This is a genomic window from Candidatus Nanoarchaeia archaeon (genome assembly GCA_035290625.1).
Lineage (GTDB): Archaea > Nanobdellota > Nanobdellia > Woesearchaeales > DATDTY01 > DATDTY01.
Map to the genome: position 1 here is coordinate 1 of DATDTY010000013.1, position 23,044 is coordinate 23,044.

The 23,044-nt window shown below is 46.9% G+C and carries 16 protein-coding genes and 2 tRNA genes; 10 read left to right on the forward strand and 8 right to left on the reverse strand.

Annotation, left to right across the window (positions count from 1 at the left end; genetic code table 11):
• The coding region (locus VJB08_00745) for a hypothetical protein (protein HLD42499.1) at positions 1 to 1,039 on the forward strand (1,039 nt) is incomplete at its 5' end.
• Here VJB08_00745 and VJB08_00750 read toward each other — a convergent pair.
• The 6 genes from VJB08_00750 to VJB08_00775 form a co-directional block, all read right to left on the reverse strand.
• Entirely contained in the window at positions 1,007 to 1,741 is a 735-nt protein-coding gene (locus tag VJB08_00750) for a hypothetical protein (GenBank protein ID HLD42500.1), read from the reverse strand. The genes VJB08_00745 and VJB08_00750 overlap by 33 nt on opposite strands.
• A 1-nt stretch (position 1,742) precedes the next feature.
• Entirely contained in the window at positions 1,743 to 4,115 is a 2,373-nt protein-coding gene (locus VJB08_00755; protein HLD42501.1) for a transglycosylase SLT domain-containing protein, read from the reverse strand.
• A complete protein-coding gene (locus VJB08_00760) occupies positions 4,105 to 7,668 on the reverse strand; it encodes a hypothetical protein (protein HLD42502.1) in 3,564 nt (1,187 codons plus the stop codon). Before VJB08_00760 ends, VJB08_00755 begins: the two co-directional genes overlap by 11 nt.
• Positions 7,665 to 9,881 (reverse strand): hypothetical protein, encoded by a 2,217-nt coding sequence (locus VJB08_00765; protein HLD42503.1) that lies wholly within the window; start codon positions 9,879 to 9,881, stop codon positions 7,665 to 7,667. The genes VJB08_00760 and VJB08_00765 overlap by 4 nt, the downstream gene beginning before the upstream one ends.
• A gap of 126 nt (positions 9,882 to 10,007) precedes the next feature.
• The gene (locus tag VJB08_00770; GenBank protein HLD42504.1) at positions 10,008 to 11,288 is read right to left on the reverse strand and encodes an ATP-binding protein; all 1,281 of its coding nucleotides are present in this window, start codon (positions 11,286 to 11,288) and stop codon (positions 10,008 to 10,010) included.
• Positions 11,289 to 11,508: 220 nt separating this feature from the next.
• The gene (locus tag VJB08_00775; GenBank protein ID HLD42505.1) at positions 11,509 to 12,102 is read right to left on the reverse strand and encodes a hypothetical protein; all 594 of its coding nucleotides are present in this window, start codon (positions 12,100 to 12,102) and stop codon (positions 11,509 to 11,511) included.
• 310 nt (positions 12,103 to 12,412) lie between these two features.
• Between VJB08_00775 and VJB08_00780 the strand changes: the two genes are divergently transcribed.
• The 3 genes from VJB08_00780 to VJB08_00790 all read left to right on the forward strand — a co-directional run bounded on the left by VJB08_00780 (position 12,413) and on the right by VJB08_00790 (position 14,479).
• Positions 12,413 to 12,808, forward strand: coding sequence for a hypothetical protein (locus tag VJB08_00780; protein ID HLD42506.1), 396 nt, complete (start codon positions 12,413 to 12,415; stop codon positions 12,806 to 12,808).
• A gap of 99 nt (positions 12,809 to 12,907) precedes the next feature.
• Positions 12,908 to 13,966, forward strand: a complete 1,059-nt coding sequence (locus tag VJB08_00785; GenBank protein HLD42507.1) for a hypothetical protein — start codon at positions 12,908 to 12,910, stop codon at positions 13,964 to 13,966.
• A 132-nt stretch (positions 13,967 to 14,098) separates the two neighbouring features.
• The gene (locus tag VJB08_00790; protein HLD42508.1) at positions 14,099 to 14,479 is read left to right on the forward strand and encodes a hypothetical protein; all 381 of its coding nucleotides are present in this window, start codon (positions 14,099 to 14,101) and stop codon (positions 14,477 to 14,479) included.
• 11 nt (positions 14,480 to 14,490) lie between these two features.
• On the opposite strand, the gene VJB08_00795 is transcribed toward VJB08_00790, so the two are convergent.
• Positions 14,491 to 14,650: transfer RNA gene (locus VJB08_00795), tRNA-Ser, on the reverse strand.
• Between the two features lie 55 nt (positions 14,651 to 14,705).
• Between VJB08_00795 and VJB08_00800 the strand changes: the two genes are divergently transcribed.
• From VJB08_00800 to VJB08_00820, 5 genes are all read left to right on the forward strand, one after another.
• On the forward strand, positions 14,706 to 16,121 hold the full coding sequence (locus tag VJB08_00800) for a hypothetical protein (protein HLD42509.1): 1,416 nt from the start codon (positions 14,706 to 14,708) through the stop codon (positions 16,119 to 16,121).
• A 6-nt stretch (positions 16,122 to 16,127) separates the two neighbouring features.
• A tRNA-Met gene (locus VJB08_00805) sits at positions 16,128 to 16,251 on the forward strand.
• 147 nt (positions 16,252 to 16,398) lie between these two features.
• Positions 16,399 to 17,157 carry a ribonuclease HII gene (gene rnhB / locus VJB08_00810; GenBank protein HLD42510.1) on the forward strand — a complete coding sequence of 253 codons (759 nt, stop codon included), beginning with the start codon at positions 16,399 to 16,401 and terminating at the stop codon, positions 17,155 to 17,157.
• A 72-nt stretch (positions 17,158 to 17,229) separates the two neighbouring features.
• A complete protein-coding gene (locus tag VJB08_00815; protein HLD42511.1) occupies positions 17,230 to 18,087 on the forward strand; it encodes a hypothetical protein in 858 nt (285 codons plus the stop codon).
• Positions 18,088 to 18,299: 212 nt separating this feature from the next.
• Positions 18,300 to 18,674: a dockerin type I repeat-containing protein gene (locus VJB08_00820; GenBank protein ID HLD42512.1), complete on the forward strand. Its 375-nt coding sequence runs from the start codon at positions 18,300 to 18,302 to the stop codon at positions 18,672 to 18,674.
• A gap of 26 nt (positions 18,675 to 18,700) precedes the next feature.
• On the opposite strand, the gene VJB08_00825 is transcribed toward VJB08_00820, so the two are convergent.
• Positions 18,701 to 19,288, reverse strand: a complete 588-nt coding sequence (locus tag VJB08_00825) for a hypothetical protein (protein HLD42513.1) — start codon at positions 19,286 to 19,288, stop codon at positions 18,701 to 18,703.
• A 117-nt stretch (positions 19,289 to 19,405) separates the two neighbouring features.
• Between VJB08_00825 and smc the strand changes: the two genes are divergently transcribed.
• Positions 19,406 to 22,894 (forward strand): chromosome segregation protein SMC, encoded by a 3,489-nt coding sequence (smc, locus tag VJB08_00830; protein HLD42514.1) that lies wholly within the window; start codon positions 19,406 to 19,408, stop codon positions 22,892 to 22,894.
• Positions 22,895 to 23,044 lie beyond the last annotated feature (150 nt).

The window sequence follows — 23,044 nt, forward strand, 5'->3', positions numbered from 1 at the left end:
AGGAAGAGCCCAGGATTTGGAGAGCAAGATTAATGAAGTTACTGAGCAGCATCAGAAGGAGCTTGGGCTGCTTGAGAAGCAGTTTAAGCAGCAGCATGAGGGGTGGGAGGAGGAGCTCAGCGCTCTACATAGGGATGTTGATGTTTTGGAAGAACGATTGCGGTTCAATCAGGAACTGTTAAAGTCCCATAGAAGAGGCCCTATAAACAAGCCTGCTATTGAGAACTTTGTCAAAATCCTTATTGGGGCATACCAGCTGGAAACGTTTGTGACAGAGCAAGATCGGGATTTAATAACGGAGGGGCTGATATACCGGGGATTTGACACGAGACTATGCTCTTTCCTTAACGGAGAGAATCATAATATCCATTCCGATGAGCAGAGGCGCCTTCTCGATAAGGTAATTGAATTTGAGCGAGATGCCAGAGTTGAACAGGACACGCTCCCGGGCGTCTTTATGTATATCATTATTGCTTCCAGAATGTATGATATCCTAGATCAGTATGAGGAGGGCATGGGTAAACAACTTGTGCAAAGCGAAAAACAGTTCCTAACCAGCCACCTCGGCTGGAAGTACCACAGAATCGTAAAGCTCAGACAGAATGATGGAGTGAATGAGGAACTCGAGGTATGGGCTTTGAAGAAGTCCATTGAAAAGTACAAAGAAAGCATCCAATTGGGAAAACATGGCCATCAGGATTATCGGCATCTCGCGCTTTCGCTAAAAGACTATGCAGTTAAGATATCGGATGCGGCTGAATGCGCTGGCTGTCTCGCTGAGGCGAAAGAGGCTGTGCTGCAATTCATGAAGAAAGCTGAACTCGCGTGTACTCCTGAGAATCCCAACCATCTCATTAGACATGAAGTTGCTTCTGCGGAAGATATTATTCTGGAAATTCTTGCGTTTACAAAATATGGGCCTTTGAAGGGAGCCCCTGCGATTAGGGAGATTAACAAGGACTACTGGAAGTTATACAATCCTGATTTTATGGTCTTCAAGCAAAAGTTAGGGCTTCTTGATGAACGCAGCAATCCTTAGCAAAACAAACCTCTCTGCCCACGCCAGATACAAGACAAGGCTTGCTGTTGTTGCAATGGAATAGATCAATGGAGGGGCGAAGTATAACAAGAGGAGGATTCCCAAACTGATGATGAGGGTGAGTGCTGCAAAGAGGAAGGGCTGGATTAAGGAGGGGAATCTGGTGATTGCAAGAGAGAAGGTTTTCTTGAATGGGATTTTTTCCTTCGTGCTTAAGACACTGAAGATGGGCGTGGTGTAGAGGAAGACGCCTCCAAGAATGATGGAAAGGATCTGCTGCTGAGAAGTGTAGCGGAAGACTGCTGCAACAAGCAGAGCCCAGGCTGCATACCAAAAAATATTTAGAATGATAAAACGGAGAATAAATTTCTTTGGTTGGAAGAGGAGCAGGAGGATTGCTGCTGTAAAGAGGGTGATAAGGATAAATGCTGATACGCCTGCTATCCAGAAAAGCTGCTCAGCTCTGCCTATGGAGTCTTCAAACTGAGACTGAAGAATTTGCATCTCTCCCAAAGAGAGCTCTTTTTCAAAATCTGGAACTTCCGGAAGCTTTTGGAAGGCATTTCCAATTTCCGCATTCAATACACTCACGCCTGCAACAATACTTGCAAGAAGAAGTATGTTCGCCAGAATCAACAATAGAAATGATTTGCTGATGCTGAAGCTTCTTTTGTATTCTGCCCAGTGGATTGAGCTTTTCATCTTAAATATCCCCATTCAGCCCAGGCTGGTTTGAAGCTTGCAGCCCAGGAGTTGTCCGTTCAGGATTTTCAGTGCCTCCAAGGCCTTCTCCTCCGGAGCCTTCAGGCATGGCCATGCAGTCAGGAAGGAAGTCTGATAACGAGGAGCAGATGTTTCCCTCACGCAGCGCAACCTCTTCTGAATCAACAATAGGGCTGCAGAGTTCAGAGCCTTCCTGGATGCCTATCAAGCAAGGGCTGAGCTGCGGGCCTATCACTTGGGGATCAAGCCTTGTAAATCTGATGCAGATCTGGTTGTAGTTTCTTGCGCTTTCAAAGAATTTTGAGTCTGTAACCCTGTTAATTTCACCATCCCTTGTTGCAGTATACATGAAGGGCAGGGCGTTTCCTGTGTCAGTAACCATCGGTATTGCTGCATCTCCTTTCAGCCAGATCTCAAAATTAATCGTGCAGCCTCTCTCTTCTGAACCGCCGATAACTCCAAAGCTTGCGCGGTAGAGATAGCTGGATTGCGGAGGTTGCGCGCTGTAATTCGTTACACGGACTTTTGTTGCCTCAACATGGGCTGATGCTCCTCCTGTTGGGGTGTCTGAAAAAGCAATTCCTGCATCAATGCTGTCTACTGCTTTCTGCCTGCAGGCCAATGATTCCCAGCCATCCATTCCTCCAAGGATGCCTGTGACGAGCTCGTTCTCGATTAAAGGCTGAGGGTCTGTGTAGAAGATATTCAGACCTCTATAGCCTGAGGTGATGTAGCCGATCCTGTCAAGGGAGGTTCCTATGGCTGCTGAGTAGTAATCCCACCAGCCGACTTCGTCTCCTTGTGTTTGGCTGCTGGTAAGGAGGCCATTGCTGCTGAGCCTGTAATAGGTGGTAACACCAGCATCAGTTCGCTGGAAGTAGGTGTTGCCGAGAGGAGTTGGTGTTGAGGTGCCGGTGAATTCTTGTCTTTCTTGGTATGCGCCTTGGTCATTAACTGGGTAGATGAAATAATTGTCTTCACCATTTACAATGGTCTGGCCTAAAATGGCGCCGTTACGATAGGTGGTAAGCGGAGTTGTTGAGATGATTGTATCATCTATATCTGTTACATATGCAACATACCTGTTGTCTTGTGTGTGGAAGGTTCCATCAGCTAATAAGGTTGCTGATTCGCCTTCTCCATCAGGGATTGGAATGGTAAATACTCCGTTTTGATCGCTCTGAAGAGGACGGTTTGAATCCGGCATAATATATACTCTGCTTGTCGGTCTTCCACCTTCACCTATCGCCACATAACTAAATCCCCTTCTTCCTTGATCATAGGCCGTAAAGCTGCGGCCGATTTGGGTTGTTGCTATTGGAGTAAAGCTGAAGACATCTTGGCCGGAGTAGTATTGGTTGGTGGTGCCGGGGAGGAGTTGGCCGACTTTCGTTTTTTCCCCGAGGTTATATACCTCATGTGTTTGAGGATGAGTCCAGAAGATTTGTTGAGGAGCTACGGTGGTAGCAGCTTGCGCACCAGTAGATGCCTGAGCAGATTGGTAACTCACAGAACCGTAGCCTAAAGGATTCCCATTAGCATCCTGGTACACAAAGAGATTATTTGGAAGAGCTGATTCGCTCGCGATATTATTTTTGAAAATACGGATTTCTTCTCCTTGACTGTTTCTAGCACTAATCATTACTTGCGCAAGGCGTTGTGCTGCAGGTGGTTCTGTCCCCAGCTGTAGCGCTTCTGCTCCTGAAACATAGCCGTACACATGCACACCACTAGGAAGATTTTCCGATGCGTAAAACTGCCCATCGTCTCCGAGAACATACCAGGTTTCAGCCTGTAATTGAGTTATAGGTATTGAAGAGCCTTGCGGTTGAAGGCTGGTTTGATAATTTTGGACAGATTGAATATAAGCCCTAGTATCCGCAGGGATGCCATCATACCAACGCTCGCCGTTCCGGCCAAGCGCTCGGTTCAAATCTCCTTCTCCCCAGTTATAGGCAGCCAGAGCTTTTGGTCTGTTTCCGCCATACTGACTGACAAGACGCGCATAATGCATGGTTCCTGCTTGAATGTTTTGGGTTGGGTTATAAGAGTCAACTACTTGGTAATACCCCTCCCCATTTGGCTTGAAGTAATCATAGTTAAGCTGCATCAGACCTCGGCTATCTTCACCGAGAGTATTGTGGGCGGCCGGGTTAAAATTCGATTCTTGTTGTATAATCCCTTTAATTTCTGCTGAAGTAATAGCAGCGTTCGGATATGCGCTATTCGCGCTTGAAACAGCAGCTGCAATAATTTGATCGTAAGCATTTGGTTGAGAGGTTTGCGCGTGAGCGATTTGCGTACCTGTTAAAATAAGTACCAGTACCAACAACGCTATTAGTTTATTCTTCATCTCTCAACGCCTTGTCACAGACTTCATTTCCTAATGTTGCATCCTGCCAGAACGGAGTGCAGCCTCCTAAGCCGAGGTCGCAGCCGATCTCAAGGAAGACATTCAAAAAATCTGCATAACTACAAGCAGTGCAAAGGCCTGGTATCGGGTTAGGTGTCGGTGTTGCACATGTGATACGGCAAGATCCACTTGCTATAAACCCTACCAATGCGAGAGGGCTGGAAAGCGCGGTGAGTATGTTCTGGGCAATAACTGAGATGGCTGCAGCAAAGGGAATGAGGTTGAAGAACTCTCCGAAGACAAATTTGCACTGCTGATAGCTCTTGCGCTCTGAGCAGATGCTGACGGGCAATCCGTCCTTCGCAAGCTTCAAGCAGCCGATGTACTCACATTCAATTGCCCTTGCCTTCTGGAGGTTGAAGATGATCCCTGGAAGGCAGAGGAATGCTATGCTGAGGATAAGGCTTCCCTGAGGATCAACATTTCCAAAGTAGTCTTCTCTGCTATTAGCCTGGTTCTGGAGGAACCAGGGAGAGGCTATGATCCTTTGATACCAACTCGCGCCTGCTCCTTCTTCTGGGATTCTGCTAGTGCTCCAAGGATCGCTTTCGGGTGTTGGCTCTCTATCTGTTACCTGGCGTTGATTGGACCCATAAGGTGTATCAGAGTCGGAGCCCAACCAGTCTTTCTTCCACATTTGGCAGCTGAGGAGCTTGCACCATTTATTCCCTGACTCTCTGTAAAGTTTCTTGAAGGTTTCCTTTCCTGCTTCAAGACCTGCAGCTTCTGCTGTCTGGGCTTGACAGCAGGGGCTATTTGGCCCACCAAAAATAAAGAAAGTGGTTGCACAACAGCTTTTGAATCCATCTGTAATGGCAGCCCAGGTTTGCTTAATCTGCTCCCATCTGTACAGGAACCTGCAAACTGTTTGCGCAAATCTCAGGATCGTATTTGCAATGTCAAGCCACTCTGCCTTGACAAGCCAGCTGTCTTTTGCTTTTTCAATCTCTGCGTCAATGTTTGCAGCAGCATTCCCTAAAGGATTGTTGTAGTAGGGAATCTCAACTGCAACCTCCTGGGACTCTGCTATTGATACTGTTTCATCATTCACCAATGTCCTGATGTTGATGTTGCAGGTTACAGGAACAACAGGAGATTCGGGGGCTCTTTGCTTCATTGTGTATTTGAGATAGAACTGATAATGTCCAGGCTGCCTGTTTGCAACTGAATTGAAATCAACAATCTCAGGCTTATTCTTCTCAGAGCTGAGGAGCGTATTCTGGCCAGAGCAGTCTCCAACTTGGATGTCAACAGGAAAAACATTTTGCTGTTTTGGAGTCAGGGTAATAGGGAACCAGATAAAGGGATCGTAAAAGGTTACTAAACTGCGGTCAATGCCATGGGGAGAAGGCTCTCCTACTGCAAGATCCCAGTAATCAACAGGAGCCTGTCCTCCTGTTCCATAGACTCTGACTGGAAGAGTTTCCCTGTGCTCATTTCCTGCAACATCTGTAAATATCAGAATAAGGTTGGCGTCGAATGGTCCTGGCCTGTCGATGAGCATTTCCTGATTCCAGGTGCATCGATAGCCTGCTGCTGTTGCCACACAATCTGCCTGTTTGCTTGTTGCTCCTTGCTGGAGCCCTGAATAATCTGTTACTGCAGTTATGAGTGAGCTATCGGAGACATCTGCAATGATCTCAAGGCCGCTGTTGAGGGTAGGGACTGTGGTAAGGGAATTTTGAGAGGTTTGCACAGTACGGAAGCTGGAAGAAGATACTGTTGGAGGCTCTCTATCGATGCTGAAGGAAAATCCCTCGTTGGGCTGGAGCGGATTGCCTAACGCATCTGCTGATTCAGCGAAACGAAGCGTGACTGCGCCTGTTCCTTGGGTTGCAGCAACGCCTTCCCAGGTGCACGTTTTGCTGGTTGTTGAGTTATCGCAGGAGGTTGCTGGAACTCTGATTGAGCCTCCGATTGGAGAAAGGTCGAGAAACACCATTTGAGAGTTCATGGCGTTGTTTTCTGTGAAGGTTGCTGTGAGGGTATTATTCTGGCTGCCGAGCCAGCTCACGCCTGGATCAGCTCCGTCATCAACATGATTTGAAACAAGGCTTGCTGCCTGAGGGCCTTCTTCGTCTATCTTTAAGGTTGCTGAGAGAGGGGTTGTTGTTGACTGGCCTGCATTATCTGCTGCCGTAAATGATATAGAAACTTGATTCTGTCCTGATGGCAGATCAATAAGAACATCTCGCCAAGTGCATTCCCATACGCCTTCAGCCAGTGTGCAGGGGCTTGGACCAGGACTGTAGGATGGATTTATCAAAACGGGGTTCAACGCCTGCAAATTTGCACCCAGAGAGTTGATATTCAGTCCGGTTTCTGGATCAGTGATGCCAACAGAAACATCGACGCTGCTTATGCTTCGGCTGAACCATCCTGTAAGAGGCTGCCCGTTTTTTAATATCCTGAGCTCTGAGATGCGCGGCCCAAGAGTGTCCTGTTGGAAGTCGTGAGTAAGGGCTATATTTTGAGTGACTCTATTCCCTGCATTATCTGAAACAGTGATTGGGATATCAAAATTGAAATTTACTGCTGTGAGGGTATAGGGAAATGCCCAGGAGCATCTGGTTACACCATTGACTGGTGCTTGGCAGGTTACGGGCTGATTGGCTAGGCCAAACAGGGCAAGGTTTGCTGCCACGCTTGATGAATTCAAGTCTGATTCGGTAATGTCGATGCTAAAGCTTACAGCAACAGGGATAGGAGCATAATACACAACAGGTGCATTTCCTTCTGTGATTTGAAGCTCATGGAGAGTGAATGCAGGAAGGGTTTTATCAACCCTGAAAGAGACTGATGCTGTTGCTGACTGGTCAAAGTAGTCTTTGGCGATAAGCGGAATTGTGTTAGGGCCGTCTGCAAGGTCAGAGGCAGCAAGAGTGAAGGATTCCTGAAGAGTGCATCTGCCTTGAGGCCTGTTGAGGACATGTTCCACTCCATTTACTGTTACTGACTTGAGACCAACACATTCGTTTTGTCGAACAGAGGGTTCTGTAGATGAGTTCTCCCTGATGTTAGCGGTTATCCTGACAGTATCGCCAGCAGCGTACAATTGCTTATCAGTTGAGATTGAGACAATTTCTGGAGGAAGATGATCGCAGACTGAGCGTATATCTGCCTGATATCGTGTTTGCGTTCCTCGGTCATCATAGAGTGCTACCTGGAAATTTTCTGAATCGCAGACACGAAGGGTATGGAAGTCCTGATTCGGAAGGCTGCAGAGATACCCAAGGTCTGGATGGCTGTCATCAAACACACATGCCTCAAACTGCCTTCCGCTTGGCAAGCGCACTTGGTCTGGGGTGATTGTTGGGTCAGTCGGAAGCTGGGCATAGACCCAGAAGCTGAAGAGATCCTGGGAATTCCTGACATAACCTGGAATATTGTCGTTGCCCTTCACCTCTCCGTTATTCAATCCGTAAATCGCTGCTGTGGAGACTGGCAAGAGGATGATAAGCCAGCTCATGAAGAGGGCAAGGAACCGTTTCATTCTATGCTAACCTCGCCAGGATGGTCGCTGCTGAATTCCTCTTTTTTCCCGGCTGTTCGTATGTGGTCGTCTGTGTAAAGATTGTCAAAGGTCTGCGGGCTTGCAATGACTCCAAATTGGATAGGGGTGTCGACTCGGGCACGATCGTCAAGGAACTCTGGAGAGAATCTGAAGGTTCGGTAAGCGCCCCCTATTTGCATATCAGAGTCATAGGGTATGGGTTCAGTCGTTACTCTGACATCATCCCCAAACACGCCGCCATCCTTTTTATAGGTTTGTCCTTGGAATACGACATTTGTCCTTTCGGCATTTGGAAGCTGGTACATGAGGTCTATGTCAATTTGGTAGTTTCCAGGAGCAATGGAGATCTCAACTGGGCCTGTGCTATCGTTATAGAGCGCAAATACAGGATCAAGATCAGGATCTGAGGGGTCGTCTTTGAGGTGCTGGAGCTGGATCATAGCATAATCATACTGTTCAAGAGGGACTTTGATCCAATCAAACTGCCAGCTCCCATCAATACGCATATGTCTCGCTTTCTCAACCATAACTTTAACCGTACGGTAGGGCTCAAGCTCAACCCGCAGGGTTTCTCCTGAGCAGATGACTGAAGGATCTTCACAGCGTGCATCTATTGCTCGGTTTGCATCGCAGAGCACAGTTGCTCGCGTTGTATTGGTCACATAGCCTTCCTTTGAGAATGAAAGAGTTCCCCCTGCCACTGAAGGAAGATTGGCTGCTCCATCAGTTGAGCTAATGCTGCACTGTTCAGCCTCTATGCCATAGCTTACTGCAACATCATCAATAATGGATGCTGTCTTTGCGTCTGTTGCTTCAATTCTCACATCAGCGCATGCAACTGCTGGCCTGCAGAGATTTGTTGCCACAGGCGGGTATGAAGAAACTCTTCCGCTTCCTGTGCAGTTGATTGGCTTGTTGTCCCTCACATTTGCCTCAAGGCCGAAATAAAATTTATACCCTCTTGAATTGAATGCGTCGGGATCATACAGCTGGACAACTACAGGAAAAGAGGCATCATAATAAAAGTTGTATCTCCTGCTGATGCCAATCAATGGAAAAAAACCTGAGGATATTGTTTCAGGCCCTATCGAGTCTCCTTCCACGCCTCTTCCTGTAATGTCAAAATAGATCGGCCAGTCGATATAATTAAAATTTGCGTCATAATTGGCAAACTGCGCGTCAAATTGCAGGCTTTGCGGATTTGGCAAAAGATTTGCAGGATTCAAGAAGGGGTTATGGATCAGGAAGGTTGCTGCCTGGAGCGGCGTGCTTCCCCTATCCCGGTAATTATGGAGAGGATATACCTGAAGGAGTGACGTGTAAGGAAGCACATCTCTCTGGAATTTCTCTGTTACCTGCTGCTTGCTCCATCGCTCTTCCCTGCTTCCTGGGCCGAACTGCGATGCAGACATCGGAGGAAGCCTGTTGCGGTCCAATGGAAGGGATAATGTGCTGATTATAGATGTTGTCCATTTTTCAATTATCGAGTAGTTCTGCTGGGTGTTGAGGATTAACTCTGCAAGGCCGTAAGTCCTGTTGAGGTTTACAGGAAGCCTGATGACAGACTGGCCGAAATCCTGCTTTTGCTCTTCTTTCCTGGCCTGGAAAGGATAGGTGACGAAGATGGTTACATCGTTTTCACCAATATCTGTGTCTACTGAGATGTCTGCATCTGAGGGAAGCTGGAAGTCAAATCCCTGGCTGCGAAAGATGTTAAAATTATCAATGCAGGAAGGCAATTGCCGCTCAACATATTCTGAGATCCTGCTTTCAATGGAATTTGGGCCTTTCAAAGGAGGCTTTTCAGAGGCGCAGTTGCAGTTTTGCCTGCAGGTGTTGGTGCTTGCGAAGTGAATCCAATACGGGACAGCGCTTGCCGGCTCGTTGGTTAAGGTTCTTACGCCTTCGCTTTCAGTTGGCTCTGCTGTTGCAGAAAAACTGAGGTCGCTGCTCAGATACCCCCCATGCTCGCCTAAATTCTTAATTCCTGCTTCTCCTGTCGAAGAGATGCAATTGTCAACAAAACTTCTGACAGGCTGGAAGAGGACAGGGGTTTCTTCCCGGAAAATCTCAGGAACATCTACTCTTGCGGTCTGCTGCGTTGAATAGAGGACAAGGCCGATGCTGATGAGAAGCAGGATGCCGATTATAATAAACAAGGTTACCTGAGCCCTTCTTGCCTGCAAAAGCATTTCCCCTCTTTTTGATAGACTAAACCCTAGTGAGGAAGATACCAAGAAGGAGTGTATTTATAGGTTTCTGTTTTTTTGCTATGAAGGAAAAAAGGAGGGGGAACTGCAGGGAAGCCTGGAGGTGGTTTAAAGAAGCAGGTATTTCCATAGAGGGGTAAACAACAATCCTGGCTCATGTTTCTCAGTGTCCTTAGTTATTATCACCAGTCGTTTTGCCTTCTTAAATTTATTTTTAAACTCTTCCATGGCTTTAATCTCTCTTTCCGGAATTTCATCGGCATAGCAGACATTTATTGCTGTTAATGAGTTGTCTTTATTTTTTATGACAAAATCCACTTCTCCTTTGCCGCTCCAATAGTAAAATTCCTTTTCTGCCGCGGTTAGATGTATAAAGACGAGATTCTCCGCTAATTTTCCCTCATCTTTTGAAAACTTAAAGCTGACTGCGTTTCTTAATCCATTGTCTATGCAGTAAACTTTTGAGGCGTTTGCTTTTTGCTCTTTGATAGAATACGAGAAATAGTCTAAAGTAAAAAACAAAAACGCCTCTTTATAATAAGAGAGGTAGTCTTTTATTGCATCATAGGACAGGCTAAGCGAATTCCTTAAACTTCTCAGGGACACCAAACTCGTAAAATTCGCAGCAAAGTATAATGCAAGATCCTTTGCCTTTTGCACATTTAGGTTATATCTGTCAACTATGTCCTTGTAGAGTATATCATCGAAATATTGCTCAAGAACCGTGGTTTTGTATTGTTTTGGCTTGAAAAAAATCTCTGGAAATCCCCCATGAGCCATATATTCTCTCAAGGACTTTAGTATAGAAAATTTTGTCTTCTCCAGGAGTATCCCTTTCTTAAGCTTCTCTTTATCTATCTCAAGGCCCTTGAAAGACAAGAATTCCTCAAAACTTAAAGGAAAAACCTCAAACGCTATGTTTCTGCCTGTCAAAAGGGTTGAATATTCCTTTTTTAATAGATACGAGCAAGAGCCAGACACAACAAATTTTTCATTGCTTTTTAAGTCGTATTTTTTCCTTATCCATGACTCCCATCCCTCTTTTCTATGAACTTCGTCAAGAAAAATATAGGCCTTCTTGTCAAGATTTATGTTTTCCCTGTAGCATCCGTATATATCATCCAGTGAGTCATTTAAGAGCTTCTTGTCCTCCAAGTTGATAAATAATATCTGCTCTGGAGCTGTGCCTTCATTCATTAAATGGTCAATCATCTGGAACATCAACGTGCTCTTTCCAGATCTTCTGACGCCGGTTATTACTGTTATTTCCTTTAAGTCTATAGAGTTAGTCAGATGCGCGTATTTAGGCCTTGGCTTTCCTTTCAGCCCTTCTATAAACTCCTTCTTTTCCCACCAGGGGTTCCATTCAGTAAGTTTTCCTATTTCCATGCTACAGTAGAGTGTAACAAGAAGTATATAAATGTTACGATTGAGTGTAACATTTCAAGGTCGTTCAGGATGGAAAACATGACCAAAAACAACATACTTAACTGCCTGGGTCCCACGAAACAGGCGGCAGCCTTTCGCATTAGAGTTATACTCACTCGCATAATTAATTGAGCAATACATGCTCGTTCGTAATAAGCAAAGAACGTCGTCCATTGTTCAGTTATTTGTGTTCTTTGCTATATAATTGCTGCATGAATTGTTTGATGCTATCTACAATCTTCTCAGAGGCCGCCAATGCTGCTATCTCTGCCCAGCGCTGCTGGTTGGCTAATGTGAGGACCAAGAGATGATTCTTTTGCAATGGGAAAAGTTGGGAGAGGGCCTGGTATTCTCTCTGCCTTCTGCCTCCGAAAAGCTGGAATTGTTCCTTTTGCTGGAAGATCAGGCATGCATCGGCGCCGTTTTTCACAGCAGTATCCCTGAGCGAGACGACTGCCGGCTGGCTTGCTGGCTTCTTTATATGGCAGGCTGCCTTTTTGAGGCTTTGAAACTGGGAGAGGGGTATGTCCACTCTTTTGAGATCAAATGCGCTATGCAGCTGGCTCAATACCTGGATGCCAGAGGCCGTCAGGGCATGGCCCTGGGCTGAGGAGCTTATGAGTCCTTTCTCTTTGAGGATATTGAGGAGCGTTCTCATCGTGCCCTCTCCCACTTCTAAGGAGCCTGAAAGGTGTTTCCGTGATTGGCTGTCCTGAAGAGAAAGGAAGCAGCGGAGAACGTCAAATCTGGAGTAGTTCGGAAGGTTGTCAACCATGGCTTTGAGTAAACAAATATTTATATATAAGGCCTTTGGTTGGATATAATATCCAATTAAGGAGGGGGTTCCAATATACAAGATATCCGTAGAGATCCATGAAGAGGTAAGAGAAACGCTTATCTTCAGCAAGGGAGTAAAACAAAGGCTGAGGAACAAAAGACAACATCTTAATCTGGAGATTCGACTGCAGGAGGAAGAGCAAGGGCGTAGAGATACTTCTGCTGTAGATGAAATCATCAGAGCAGTCCAGGAGCACAAAGAGGAACTCGAAGAGATCATAGAGGCTGAAGAGCCGGAAAATGATGCTTTGGGGGGTTCTGTCGCATACGGGCCTGAGGAGGTTGTGTATGGGATAGCAGGCAGCGGAATCTCTATTAACTATGAGGAGCTGTTTTCCTATATGGGAAGCGGGGTGGCCAGCCTGGAGATTGCTTATGGGCAGGATGAAGGCAGGCAAGAGGATGCTGGGCAAGCCACTGTCTTTGGAGTGGATATGGACAATGAGACTATCGACCTTATCGTGAAAGCAAAGAAGATGGATGCTATGGTGGGTTATGGGACAAGCAAGTTAGGAGGCTCTAGCAGGTATGCAACGGCTTCCCCTGCGGTATCAGTTTCTGACATGGAAAAATTCCAGCTTCTCAATAAGATGGCGCATATATTTGCACTCACTCTTATCAAATATGAGATGAATGGCTGGTGAGGCCTTGCCAATTTTTGTTACTATTCTCAAATGATTAAAAACCAAAAGGTTTATAAATGGTGAAACATTCCACACCCCTAAACACTTAAAACTACTGGGGTGGTTAAAATCAAAAAGCTACTATTGGCATTAAGCATTTTTATGATACTGGCTGCTTCGCTTGCGAGCGCAGTTACAGTGACAAATATCAGCAATTCTAAATTAAATATTCGTGATATTGAGGTTACGGTTGATGGAAGCAAGGATTCCTCAGTCAGCCAGGGAGATGAAGTAGGCCCGGATGTGAAGCCTCAATCCACGATCAAGATGGAGTTCAAGTTTGAGAACCTCTTTTCAACCACTGAGGATATAGATATCCAGGACATTACTGCTACTGTCATTATCCGGGATATTGATGATGGCGAAGATCTTGAAGAGGAAATCAGCGACTTTGACCTTAAGCCTGGCAGAGAAAAGACCCAGCGGGCTTCATTCACAGCTCCTCTAAAGATTGACGAGGGGTTGTATGACGTTGATGTCGAGGTTGAGGCAAGCGATGAGAACAACACTGACTATGACCTTGTCTGGACATTCCAGCTGAATGTTGACAAGGAGAAGCATAAGGTCATCATCCACAAAAAGGAGCTTTCAAGCCCTGAGATCCAGATCGGAAAGTCTGCTGACCTTACCCTAGGCATCATTAACATCGGCCAAGAGGATGAGGATGATGTCACTTTGGAAGTCACCAGCAAGGAGCTTGGGCTGAACAAGAAGGAGACATTCAGCATGAGCGCTGATATCGATGATGAGGACAACGCGATGACCAGGGCCTACACCATCAGGCCTGAGAATGTTGAGCCCGGGATATATAGCATCAGTATCAAGGCAAGCTACCAAGATGGAGACAAGGTGGACACTGCTACTCAGAGCATAACAGTTTTAGCAGCTCCTCAGCCTACACCTGAAGAGGTTGTTGTTGTGACTGCGCCGCAGGCACAAGAACCGATTATGGGAGAGGTCCTTTTACCTACCTATATCCCGCCCGTGTCTGAGAGCGAGACGCCAAGCCTTGGCTTCCTTAACGGCAACATGAGCTATATTGCCTTGATTGGCTTAGCATACGTCATCGTGATTGTTGTTGGCGTCGTAGTTGCAGTCAGGATGTTCAGGAAGGAGTAAAAACCCTTTTTCTTTTATTTTTTTCTTTGTATGAAGCTTTTAATAACGAATCGTAATTTTTAAAAACTGTTGTTAAAACCACAAGTTCGAGGCATATCGGCACAGAGATCGCTAGAGGCAGGTAAGCATACAATGAGCAGGAAAAAAGGAAAAAAGGAAAAGCCCGAGAAATACTACTATCTTGAGGTCTATCTCCAGCTTACAAGGGATGGGCGTTTTAGCTCTAAGTTTGGAAAGGGATGGGGAAGCGGAGAGGTCAGCGAGAGTTACTATCCTGGCCCTGAGTCTAAAAGGATGGAAACATTTGCGAATGCACTTATTGAGAGGCTGTGGAATGCAACATATTACAGCATACAAAGAAGCAAAGGGGTTTCTGAGGGCAGGTTTTTTCCTGACAGGGCCTATAATTCGCTTGTTGCAAAAATAATTGAACAGCTTGGCGAGCCTGGCCCTGACGATTTTATAGAAGGCCGCAGCCACGCATGTGTTCCAATTCTGAAGGGATATGACTGAAATGAATAATACGCCGAGGGGGAGAAAGTCACTATTCGCTCCTGCCATTTGGCAAGCCGAAATAGATTTGAACTCCCGTGCCCTTTCGGACAGAGGATGTCTGCGGGACTGGCCTAGCAATCTTACGGTTCCTGAAGAATCTCCGCAATGGCCAGACTATGCGACCTCGGCATAGGCAGAAGGTTTCCTGGCATGTTTATAAACATTGTTGATTTTCTCTAGAGGAATGAAGAAGGGTGTTGCATGGCTTCTCTTTGGGATTTTGATAGTAAGTTTTGTTGCGGTTGAGTCAAAGGGGCTTAGAAACACCCTGCTGGGCGATGATTTTGTCTATTTTGAGATGGCCAAGCTGATGGCAGAGGGGAAGGTGCCGTACAGGGATTTCTTCAACTCGCATCCGATACTTCATGCGGGCGTGATTTACCTTTTTTATCTTGCGTTTGGATATAACATGGTTCTCCTGACTTCCATTGCGACGGTGAGCGAGATTGCCGTTGCGTTATTTCTCTTTCTGCTTGTTTCAGAGAGATTTGGCTCTAAGGCTGCTGTGGTGAGCGTCCTGCTCTACCTTTCAACCTACCTCGTCCCGGTTATGGGAGTTAGTGTGTATGGAGTGAACCTAGCTCTCATGTGGACAATGATCGGGCTCTATTGCCTTCATAAAGAAAGGCCTGCCCTTGCAGGGATGCTGTATGGATTGGCCGGGCTGACGATGCTGTATTCCCTTCCAATCACCTTTGCTGTTGGAACGTATTTGCTTGTAAAGAAAAGGACAGATAGCCTGCGTTTTTTCCTTGGATTTCTGGCAGTCTTCGGGACAGCAAATCTTGCTCTGGCCTTTATACCGGGATATCTTGAGCAGGTTTTCTTCTACCATATGAAGAAGCTTCCTGTTGAGGGGGTATCAATCGAGTTTTTGCTCACTACGATCAGGCAAAACGGCGTTTTGTTTGCTTCTCCTTTCCTCTGGCTTTTGTTTCTCACCCGGCAAAAGCTGAGGGAAAACAGCTTGTTCCTGTGGATCATTGTGGTGTATATGGGTTTTATTTTCTCCCTGCCTATCTTTTTTGATTATTACCTTATGATGATATTTCCGTATCTTGCTCTGCTCGGCGGAGCAGGAACAGTTGAATTTGCAGAGCAGCTCGGAAAACGGATCCGGCTGAAGCACGCTTCATTCATTCTGCTGGTTGTGCTGCTTGGCTTATTTGTCTGGTATTCCAAAGAGTCGTATTATATCCTGTGGAAATATGATTTCCTGGATATCAGGATTGAGCCGTTTGTGGACTATATCAACACCCATTCTGACAGCCAAGCACCTATTTTTGGGGATGTCCTTTTTGCATCCACGCTGAGTCTGGAGACTGGCAGGCCGATTTACCATAACTGGGCTGACACCAATGCATTTATTTTCTCCTCCGGGATACAGGATATCGGGAAACTTGTGGCTGAGATGAAAGAAGACCCGCCGAGCTTTGTTGTTGCGCGGCCTGAGATGGAGCTTGGAGCAATTCCTGAGTTTGCAGATTTCCTGCTGGAGCAATGCCGTATCGGGCTTGTTGTTGATGATCAGTTCTATGGGGAGATATTTTTATTTGAGTGCGACGATGAAAATACTTATAAAGAGGGCGCGATTCATTGAGGCAATAGCGAGGTGGAGCAGCCAGGAGTGCTCGGAGGGCTCATAACCCTCAGATGAGGAAACCTCAGAGGAAGTCGGTGGTTCAAATGGTGAACACGCTTGTGTTCTTCGGGAATTCCACCCCTCGCTATAGGGATGGCAGTTTGCTGTCCCTTTTTCTTTTGACATATCGGCTCCGGTGAAAATCTTGCTTCGCAGCTGCCGCCGGCTCGGCTTGCGCTGTCCACCTGTATGTATCGTTGAAGCCCCGAAGGGGCCAACCCCCTCAACTCAGTCTATGGCAATCCTTAAGGGCCTCGCAAAAAAGGCGTCAGCCCTGATTTTCACCGAAGCCCGTATCGACACCTATTTAAACAAACCATCCTTTTCTCTCTGCATGGTTTTGATTTGCGGGATTGATGAATCCGGGAGAGGCCCTGTAATCGGGCCGATGGTTATCGCAGGAGTTTTAGCGTCTGAGCCGGAGATTAAGCTGCTGGAAGGGATGAAGGTCAAGGACTCCAAGCTGCTCACTCCAAAGAGGAGAAGCTTTCTCTACGACAAGATTATCAAGAGCGTTTCCGGATATAAGATCATTGTCCTGCCTCCGAAGGAGATTGATGCTGCACTGGAGTCAGACAGCCTGAACCTGAATCTTCTTGAGGGAGTGAACATCGCGGCAGTGATCAATGAGCTGAATCCTGATAAGGCATACATTGACTGCCCCTCAAATAATATTGAGGAATTCAAGCGGTTCGTGAAGAAGAATCTCACAGTCAAGGCTGAGCTGATCCTCGAGCACAAGGCTGATGTGAGGTATCCTGTTGTGAGCGCAGCCTCGATTCTTGCAAAGGTTACCCGGGACAAGGAAGTGGAATTGCTGAAGAAGGAGATCGGGATTGACTTTGGAAGCGGGTATGCGACTGATCCCATAACACAGGAGTTTATCAAAAAGCATTATAATGCGTATCCTGAGATATTCCGGAAGAGCTGGGAGACGTATAAGAGTTTGAAGAGGAAGGAAGGGCAGAAGGGGCTGAAGGAATTCTCGGAGTAGGCATTCATTTACGGAGCATTTTACAAAGGAGAAAGTTTTATATAGGGGGGTTACCAGGAATCAATGATTACGATGAAAAAGATTGCAAGAAGACAAGTTAACCTTGAAAACAAAGTACGGAAGGATTTCCCCAGGTATACGGGCAGGAATGCCCAACGGCATTACCAGCGGCTTTCATTGCTGGTTGCGTTTCTTTTCGTGGCTTTGGTTATTGGAAGCTTGATTGGGAATAACGGAAGGGATAGGGCCGGGTTGGCGGCAAATGATGCGAGGCAATCGTTTGAGTCTGATATTTTAACAGAAGGGTCTAGTAAAACATATTATTTAAATGGGGTACAGTATGATGTAACATTGTATCTTGTGGCTACTGCTAATCAAGTAGCTAAGTTTATCGTCAATGGTGAATATACTACTTCGTTGGCGGAAGGGGAATCTTACACATTAGCTGATGGAGCAATAATCTCAGTAAAGAATATTTTGATTGGAGCCGTATCTTTTGTTGAATTCATACCAAGTGGCTCAAATAGGGTTGAATTTCACCTTATTCCAGCAAGAGTTGGTGGAGCAGAACCTCCTTCTCCGCCCAGCCCACAGCCTACGCCAGAATCTAGCTTGACGAGGCGAGAGGTTTTAGATATGCTGAATGGGTGCGAGGCATATCCCGTTTTATTACGCGACGTTGGGCTAGATGTAGATATTGCTTCTGTTGATACTAATTCAGACGCGCTTATATCAGGAGACGAATTATGCAATAATTATTATCGGTTGTTTCCTTGGGTTAGCAGAGCAGGAGTCTGTATCCTTTCCCTAGCATATCAGCGATTGAGTGATGAAACCTCTACTCCACTAGGCTTGCGTTCATGTTCAGAAGGCTTGCCTCATTATGCAGGAGAATATGTTATGACTCCTGTCTGCTGCAGAGCTGAATAAATGCCGCATATGAGGATAGATAGCAAGTATATATAAGCAGATTGAGGCATAATCATCTTCATCTCACGCGATGTTGTTTATTTTACTTTTGATCTCCCTAGGGAGTTGCAGACATTTCTAGGGCAGTCTTCTTTATCAAAAGGTATTTATATGAATGGCCCGATGAGAGTTTAGGTATGATGCCCATTCCTGCATACCGGTGATTTCATATCATGGCAAGAAAAAGGGAGTCTCTTGGAGGGAGCCTAAAGAGTGAGCCCCCAACGCACATAAGCTTCAGTGCTTACCAGTATCAAAGGCTTGGATTCCTGGCTGCTTTTCTTTTTGCTGCTTTGGTTGTTGGAAGCTGGATCGGCAATATGGGTATGAATACAGGGGAGAACAGGATTGGGCTTGCGAGCGAGACTGCTATCCAGAAAGGGGATGTCGATGGAGACGGGAGCATCACACGGGAAGATGTTTACCTTGCATATGATATCGTCCAGGGAAGGGTCATTCCAACTGCTAGCCAACGAAGAGCTGCTGACGCCAATGGAGATAACTCTGTGACCATAGAGGATGTAAGAATAATCTTTGGGAAAATCTAGCTTTTATTGCTTTTTTAACGTTCTTTTTAACGATAACTCCTTTTTCTTTGCTTGCTTCTTTTACTAGGTTTTGCAATGTTTAGGAATTGATTGTGATGGCGGGGCTTTTCATAGAATGGAAGAATCTTCAGCAGGCGGGGTGCCCTGAGGATTGCCCGCAGCTGCGGCACCCTCTCAGAAAGCAGCAGAATAGCCCTGCTTCTGCTGACCTTCCCAACATTCTCTGCCTCCCGGATGAGCTTGGAGGTCTCTTTCTCGATCTCAACCCCGACATGCGCTATCCTCTGCGTCTCAACAATGGTTTCTGTGGAGAGCAACAGGACCAGAAAGTTCTCAATCAGGCGGAAGACAAGGAAAAAGGGGAACACAACAAGGATGTCCAGCCAATAGAGCCTGATAAACCTTGGAACGCGCCTGACGCGGTTGTATTTGAATGCCAAATCAACGACAAATACTGCAATAACAACGTAATCAATGGTATCCAGATATGCCCGATACGGGGCAGCCCTCTCATGAAAGCCAAGCTCAGCGACAATGACTCCAAGCAGCAGAAGGACGAGCCAGGGAATGCTTTTGTCTGTAATGATCTCCAGCTTATGCAGCCAAGGCTTCATACCTCCCTCTCTTGTTTTTTTGTATATTAATGTTGTGGTTGCCTGGCTCTGCCGTTTGAATGCCTCTCTCTGTGTGCATGGCAAAGCTATTTAAATCAAGAAGAACGCGATTCTGCTATGACGAGAATCACCAAGCTTGTCGTCCACGGGTTCAAGTCCTTCGCGAACAGGACGGAGATTCCTTTTGGAGGCTCTGACTATAATGTGATCCTTGGGCCAAATGGGTCCGGAAAGAGCAATGTGCTCGACGCGATCTGCTTTGTTCTAGGAAAATCATCAAAAAAAGAGCTGCGGACTGAGAAATCTGCGCATTTGATCTACAATGGGGGGAAATCGAAGGTGCCTGCATCGAAGGGTGAGGTCTCCATCTATTTTGAGAATTCGAAGAAAGAATTTCCTCTCGACACGGAAGAAGTCAGGGTAGGCAGGATTGTCAAGCAGAATGGCCAGAGCGTCTATAAGATTAATTCGCAGACACGAACGAGGGCTGAGGTGCTGGAGCTGCTTGCGAGGGCGAGGATTGACCCCGACGGATATAATATCATACTTCAGGGAGACATTGTGCGGTTTACTGAGATGCCGAGCATTGAGAGGAGGCAGATTATTGAGGAGATTGCGGGAATCTCAATGTACGAGGACAGGAAGCTGAAGGCCCTCAGCGAGCTTTCGAACGTTGAGGGCAAGATCAAGGATGCTGAGCTCATCCTGAATGAGCGGAATACCTACCTGAAATCCCTGAAGGGCGAGCGGGACCAGGCGCTCAAGTACAAAGAGATGAATGACCAGATCCGCAGCCATGAGGCTTCGCTGCTCAAGATCCGGATTGACTCTGATGAGAACCAGAGGGGTATTGTTGAGAAGAGCGAAGCTAGCCTGCGGAAGCGCCTCGACAGCATCAATGATATGATTGCGCAGAAGAAGAAGAGCGATGACCAGAAGAAGGAAGAGATTTCCAGCATTTCCAGCGAGATCGAGGAGAAGGGGGAGATTGAGCAGATTCGGATCAGCAAGGAAATCGAGGCTATGAAGATCCAGATGGCAAAAGTGCAGATGCGCATTGACTCCGTCAGGGCTGAGGCTTCGAAGATCAGGAAGCGGGAAGAGGACCTGAAGAAGGATCTTGATGAAGCTGCAGGCAAAATCAAGGAACTGAATGAACATAAGGCTGATTTGGAGAAGCAAAGGAGCAGCGCAGAAAAGGAGAAGGAGCTGATTGGGCAGAAGATCGCGAAGTTCAAGGAGAAGAACAAGATGGAGTCTGAGGGCAGCATCGAGAAGGAGATTGAAGAGACTGAGAAAAAATCCGAGGTGCTGCAGCAGAAGCTGAATGAAATGAAGGAAAAGGAGCACAGCCTGCTGAGGCAAAAGGACGGGCTGGAGCGGGAATACCAGAGCTTCGAGGAGCGCATGCAGAAGGTGGAGCAGCTGAAGAAGGAAAACCGGGAAAAGATGAATGCCCTCGAGGCGAAGAGGAGCGAGTTTAAGAAGGCCACGCTTGAGCTGAATAAATGCCTCGACTCAGATTCGCTGCTGGCATCGCAGATTGGGAGCAACCGGGAGAGATTGTTCCGCACTACCGAGGAACTGGCAAAGCTGAAGGCAAAGAGCATCACTGCACGCGACTTTGCAAGCTCAGAGATTGCTGTAAGAAAAGTGCTTGAGCAGAAGGGGAAGATCCCTGGCATCTATGGCACGGTTGCCGAGCTTGGGAATGTTGAAAAGAAGTTTAGCGTAAGCCTTGAGGTGGCAGCTGGCCCGCGGCTTCATTCGGTTGTTGTTGAGGATGATAAGGTTGCGGCAGATGCTATCCAGTTCCTGAAGAAGAACAAGTTTGGAACAGCCACGTTCCTTCCGCTGAATAAGATACGGCCTCCTGAAGAGCGTGTCAAAAAGCAAAAAGAGAAGGGTGTGCTTGGCCATGCCCTTGATCTTGTCACCTATGACCCAAAATACAGGAAGGTGTTTGAGTATGTCTTTGCCAATACCCTTGTCGTAGATACCATCGCAACTGCCAGGAACATCGGCATCGGGACTGCGAAGATGGTCAGCCTTGATGGCGACATTGCTGAGCTGTCAGGATTGATGCGCGGAGGGTTCAGGCTGAAGAGGAAGGAAGGCGGGTTCTCAGAGAAAGAATCGGAAAACCTGATCCTGGAGCGCGAGCGGAGCATTGCTGATTTCCAGAACACTCTGAAGGTCCTGGAGAAGCAGCGCAGGGAGAATGAAGAGAGGATCACTGCACTGCGCCAGCTGAAGGCGACGCTTGAGGGCCACATCATCAAGGAAGAGAAGAGCATGTATCTTGAGCACGAAGATATGGATGTTTCAGACAAAAAGATTGAAGAGCTGAAGAAGAGCATTGCAGATGCTGAGAAGAGCCTTGACAGCCTGCGTGGACAGAGCTCCAGCGTGCACGCAGAGCTGATGCAGCTGAAGGTGAAGAGATCGGAATTACGGACGCGAATCGGCATGCTGAGGGATCCTGTCCTGATTGCTGAGCTGCAGGCGTTCGAGGATCGGAAGAACCAGATCAGCGAGATGCTTTTGCTCAATGCGAATGAGGCCAAGAACATTGAAAATTCTGTCTCCTCGGTGTACATCCCTGAGCAGACAAAGATTCAGAATGTGATGAAGCAGCTTGCGAAAGACGAGAGGGGGTTCAACGAAGAAGAGAAGAACCTGAAGATCCAGTACAAGAAGGATGAAGATGCTCTTCGCCAGAAAGAAAAAGCAGCCACCGAATTCTCAAAGAGATTCCGGCAGCTGTTTGAAAGGCGGAAGAAGATCGAAAACGAGATCCATGCAGATGAGGTTGAGATCGCGAAATACCTCGAGCAGAGCAGGGATCAGGAGATCAAGCTGAACACACACACCCTGAAGCTGGTTGAGATCAAGGCCAAGCTGAAGGATCTCCAGCATCAGTTTGAGAGGTATCATGGCGTTGAGATTGACACCAAGAAGTCTGAGGAGGAGCTCCAGAAGGAGATTGAGAAGTTCCAAAGGATGCAGCAGCAGATTGGGATGGTCAATATGCGGGCGCTGGAGATCTATGATGCGGCTGAGGCCGAGTATCAGTCGCTTATTGAGAAGAAGAACACCCTGGCGTCTGAGAAGGAGGATGTGCACCGCCTGATTGAGGAGATTGAGCAGAAAAAGAGTGACTTGCTCATGAGGACATTTGATTCTGTGAACGACCATTTCCAGAGGATATTCAAGCAGCTTTCAGTGGTTGGGGACGCGCATCTTGAGCTGGAAGACCCCAAGAACCCCTTTGAGGGAGGCGTGCAGATCCGGGTGAGGCTGAGCCAGAATAAATATCTGGAGATACGGGGGCTTTCAGGCGGAGAGAAGACGATGACTGCCCTGGCATTGATCTTCGCGATTCAGGAGCATGATCCTGCGTCTTTTTACGTGTTCGATGAGGTTGATGCTTCGCTCGACAAAAAGAATTCTGAGATGTTTGCCAAGCTGATACGGGCATACTCAAAACGGGCCCAGTATGTCATCATCTCACATAATGATTATGTGATCTCGGAAGGGTCACACCTGTTCGGAGTCTCAAAAGATGAGCACGGGATTACGAATGTGGTGAGCCTCAAGATTTGAACATTGCGGAGGCTCCGGTGAAAATCTTTTCAAGGTTGCCGTCGGTTCGGCTGTGCAAGTGATGGGAATGACCGACATTCCCCGTAAGGGACATCCCCCTTGTCGGTTTGGCATCTTTACGTTTAAGAGCCTCACGAATTGACGGCAACG

Coding starts and splice junctions, on each gene's coding strand:
- VJB08_00820 (HLD42512.1), top strand. CDS start 18,300: ATGGCAAGAAAAAGGGAGTCTCTTGGAGGGAGCCTAAAGAGTGAGCCC.
- VJB08_00770 (HLD42504.1), bottom strand. CDS start 11,288: ATGGAAATAGGAAAACTTACTGAATGGAACCCCTGGTGGGAAAAGAAG.
- VJB08_00775 (HLD42505.1), bottom strand. CDS start 12,102: ATGGTTGACAACCTTCCGAACTACTCCAGATTTGACGTTCTCCGCTGC.
- VJB08_00755 (HLD42501.1), bottom strand. CDS start 4,115: ATGAAGAATAAACTAATAGCGTTGTTGGTACTGGTACTTATTTTAACA.
- VJB08_00760 (HLD42502.1), bottom strand. CDS start 7,668: ATGAAACGGTTCCTTGCCCTCTTCATGAGCTGGCTTATCATCCTCTTG.
- VJB08_00815 (HLD42511.1), top strand. CDS start 17,230: ATGAAAAAGATTGCAAGAAGACAAGTTAACCTTGAAAACAAAGTACGG.
- rnhB (HLD42510.1), top strand. CDS start 16,399: ATGGCAATCCTTAAGGGCCTCGCAAAAAAGGCGTCAGCCCTGATTTTC.
- VJB08_00765 (HLD42503.1), bottom strand. CDS start 9,881: ATGCTTTTGCAGGCAAGAAGGGCTCAGGTAACCTTGTTTATTATAATC.
- smc (HLD42514.1), top strand. CDS start 19,406: ATGACGAGAATCACCAAGCTTGTCGTCCACGGGTTCAAGTCCTTCGCG.
- VJB08_00750 (HLD42500.1), bottom strand. CDS start 1,741: ATGAAAAGCTCAATCCACTGGGCAGAATACAAAAGAAGCTTCAGCATC.
- VJB08_00825 (HLD42513.1), bottom strand. CDS start 19,288: ATGAAGCCTTGGCTGCATAAGCTGGAGATCATTACAGACAAAAGCATT.
- VJB08_00790 (HLD42508.1), top strand. CDS start 14,099: ATGAGCAGGAAAAAAGGAAAAAAGGAAAAGCCCGAGAAATACTACTAT.
- VJB08_00800 (HLD42509.1), top strand. CDS start 14,706: ATGAAGAAGGGTGTTGCATGGCTTCTCTTTGGGATTTTGATAGTAAGT.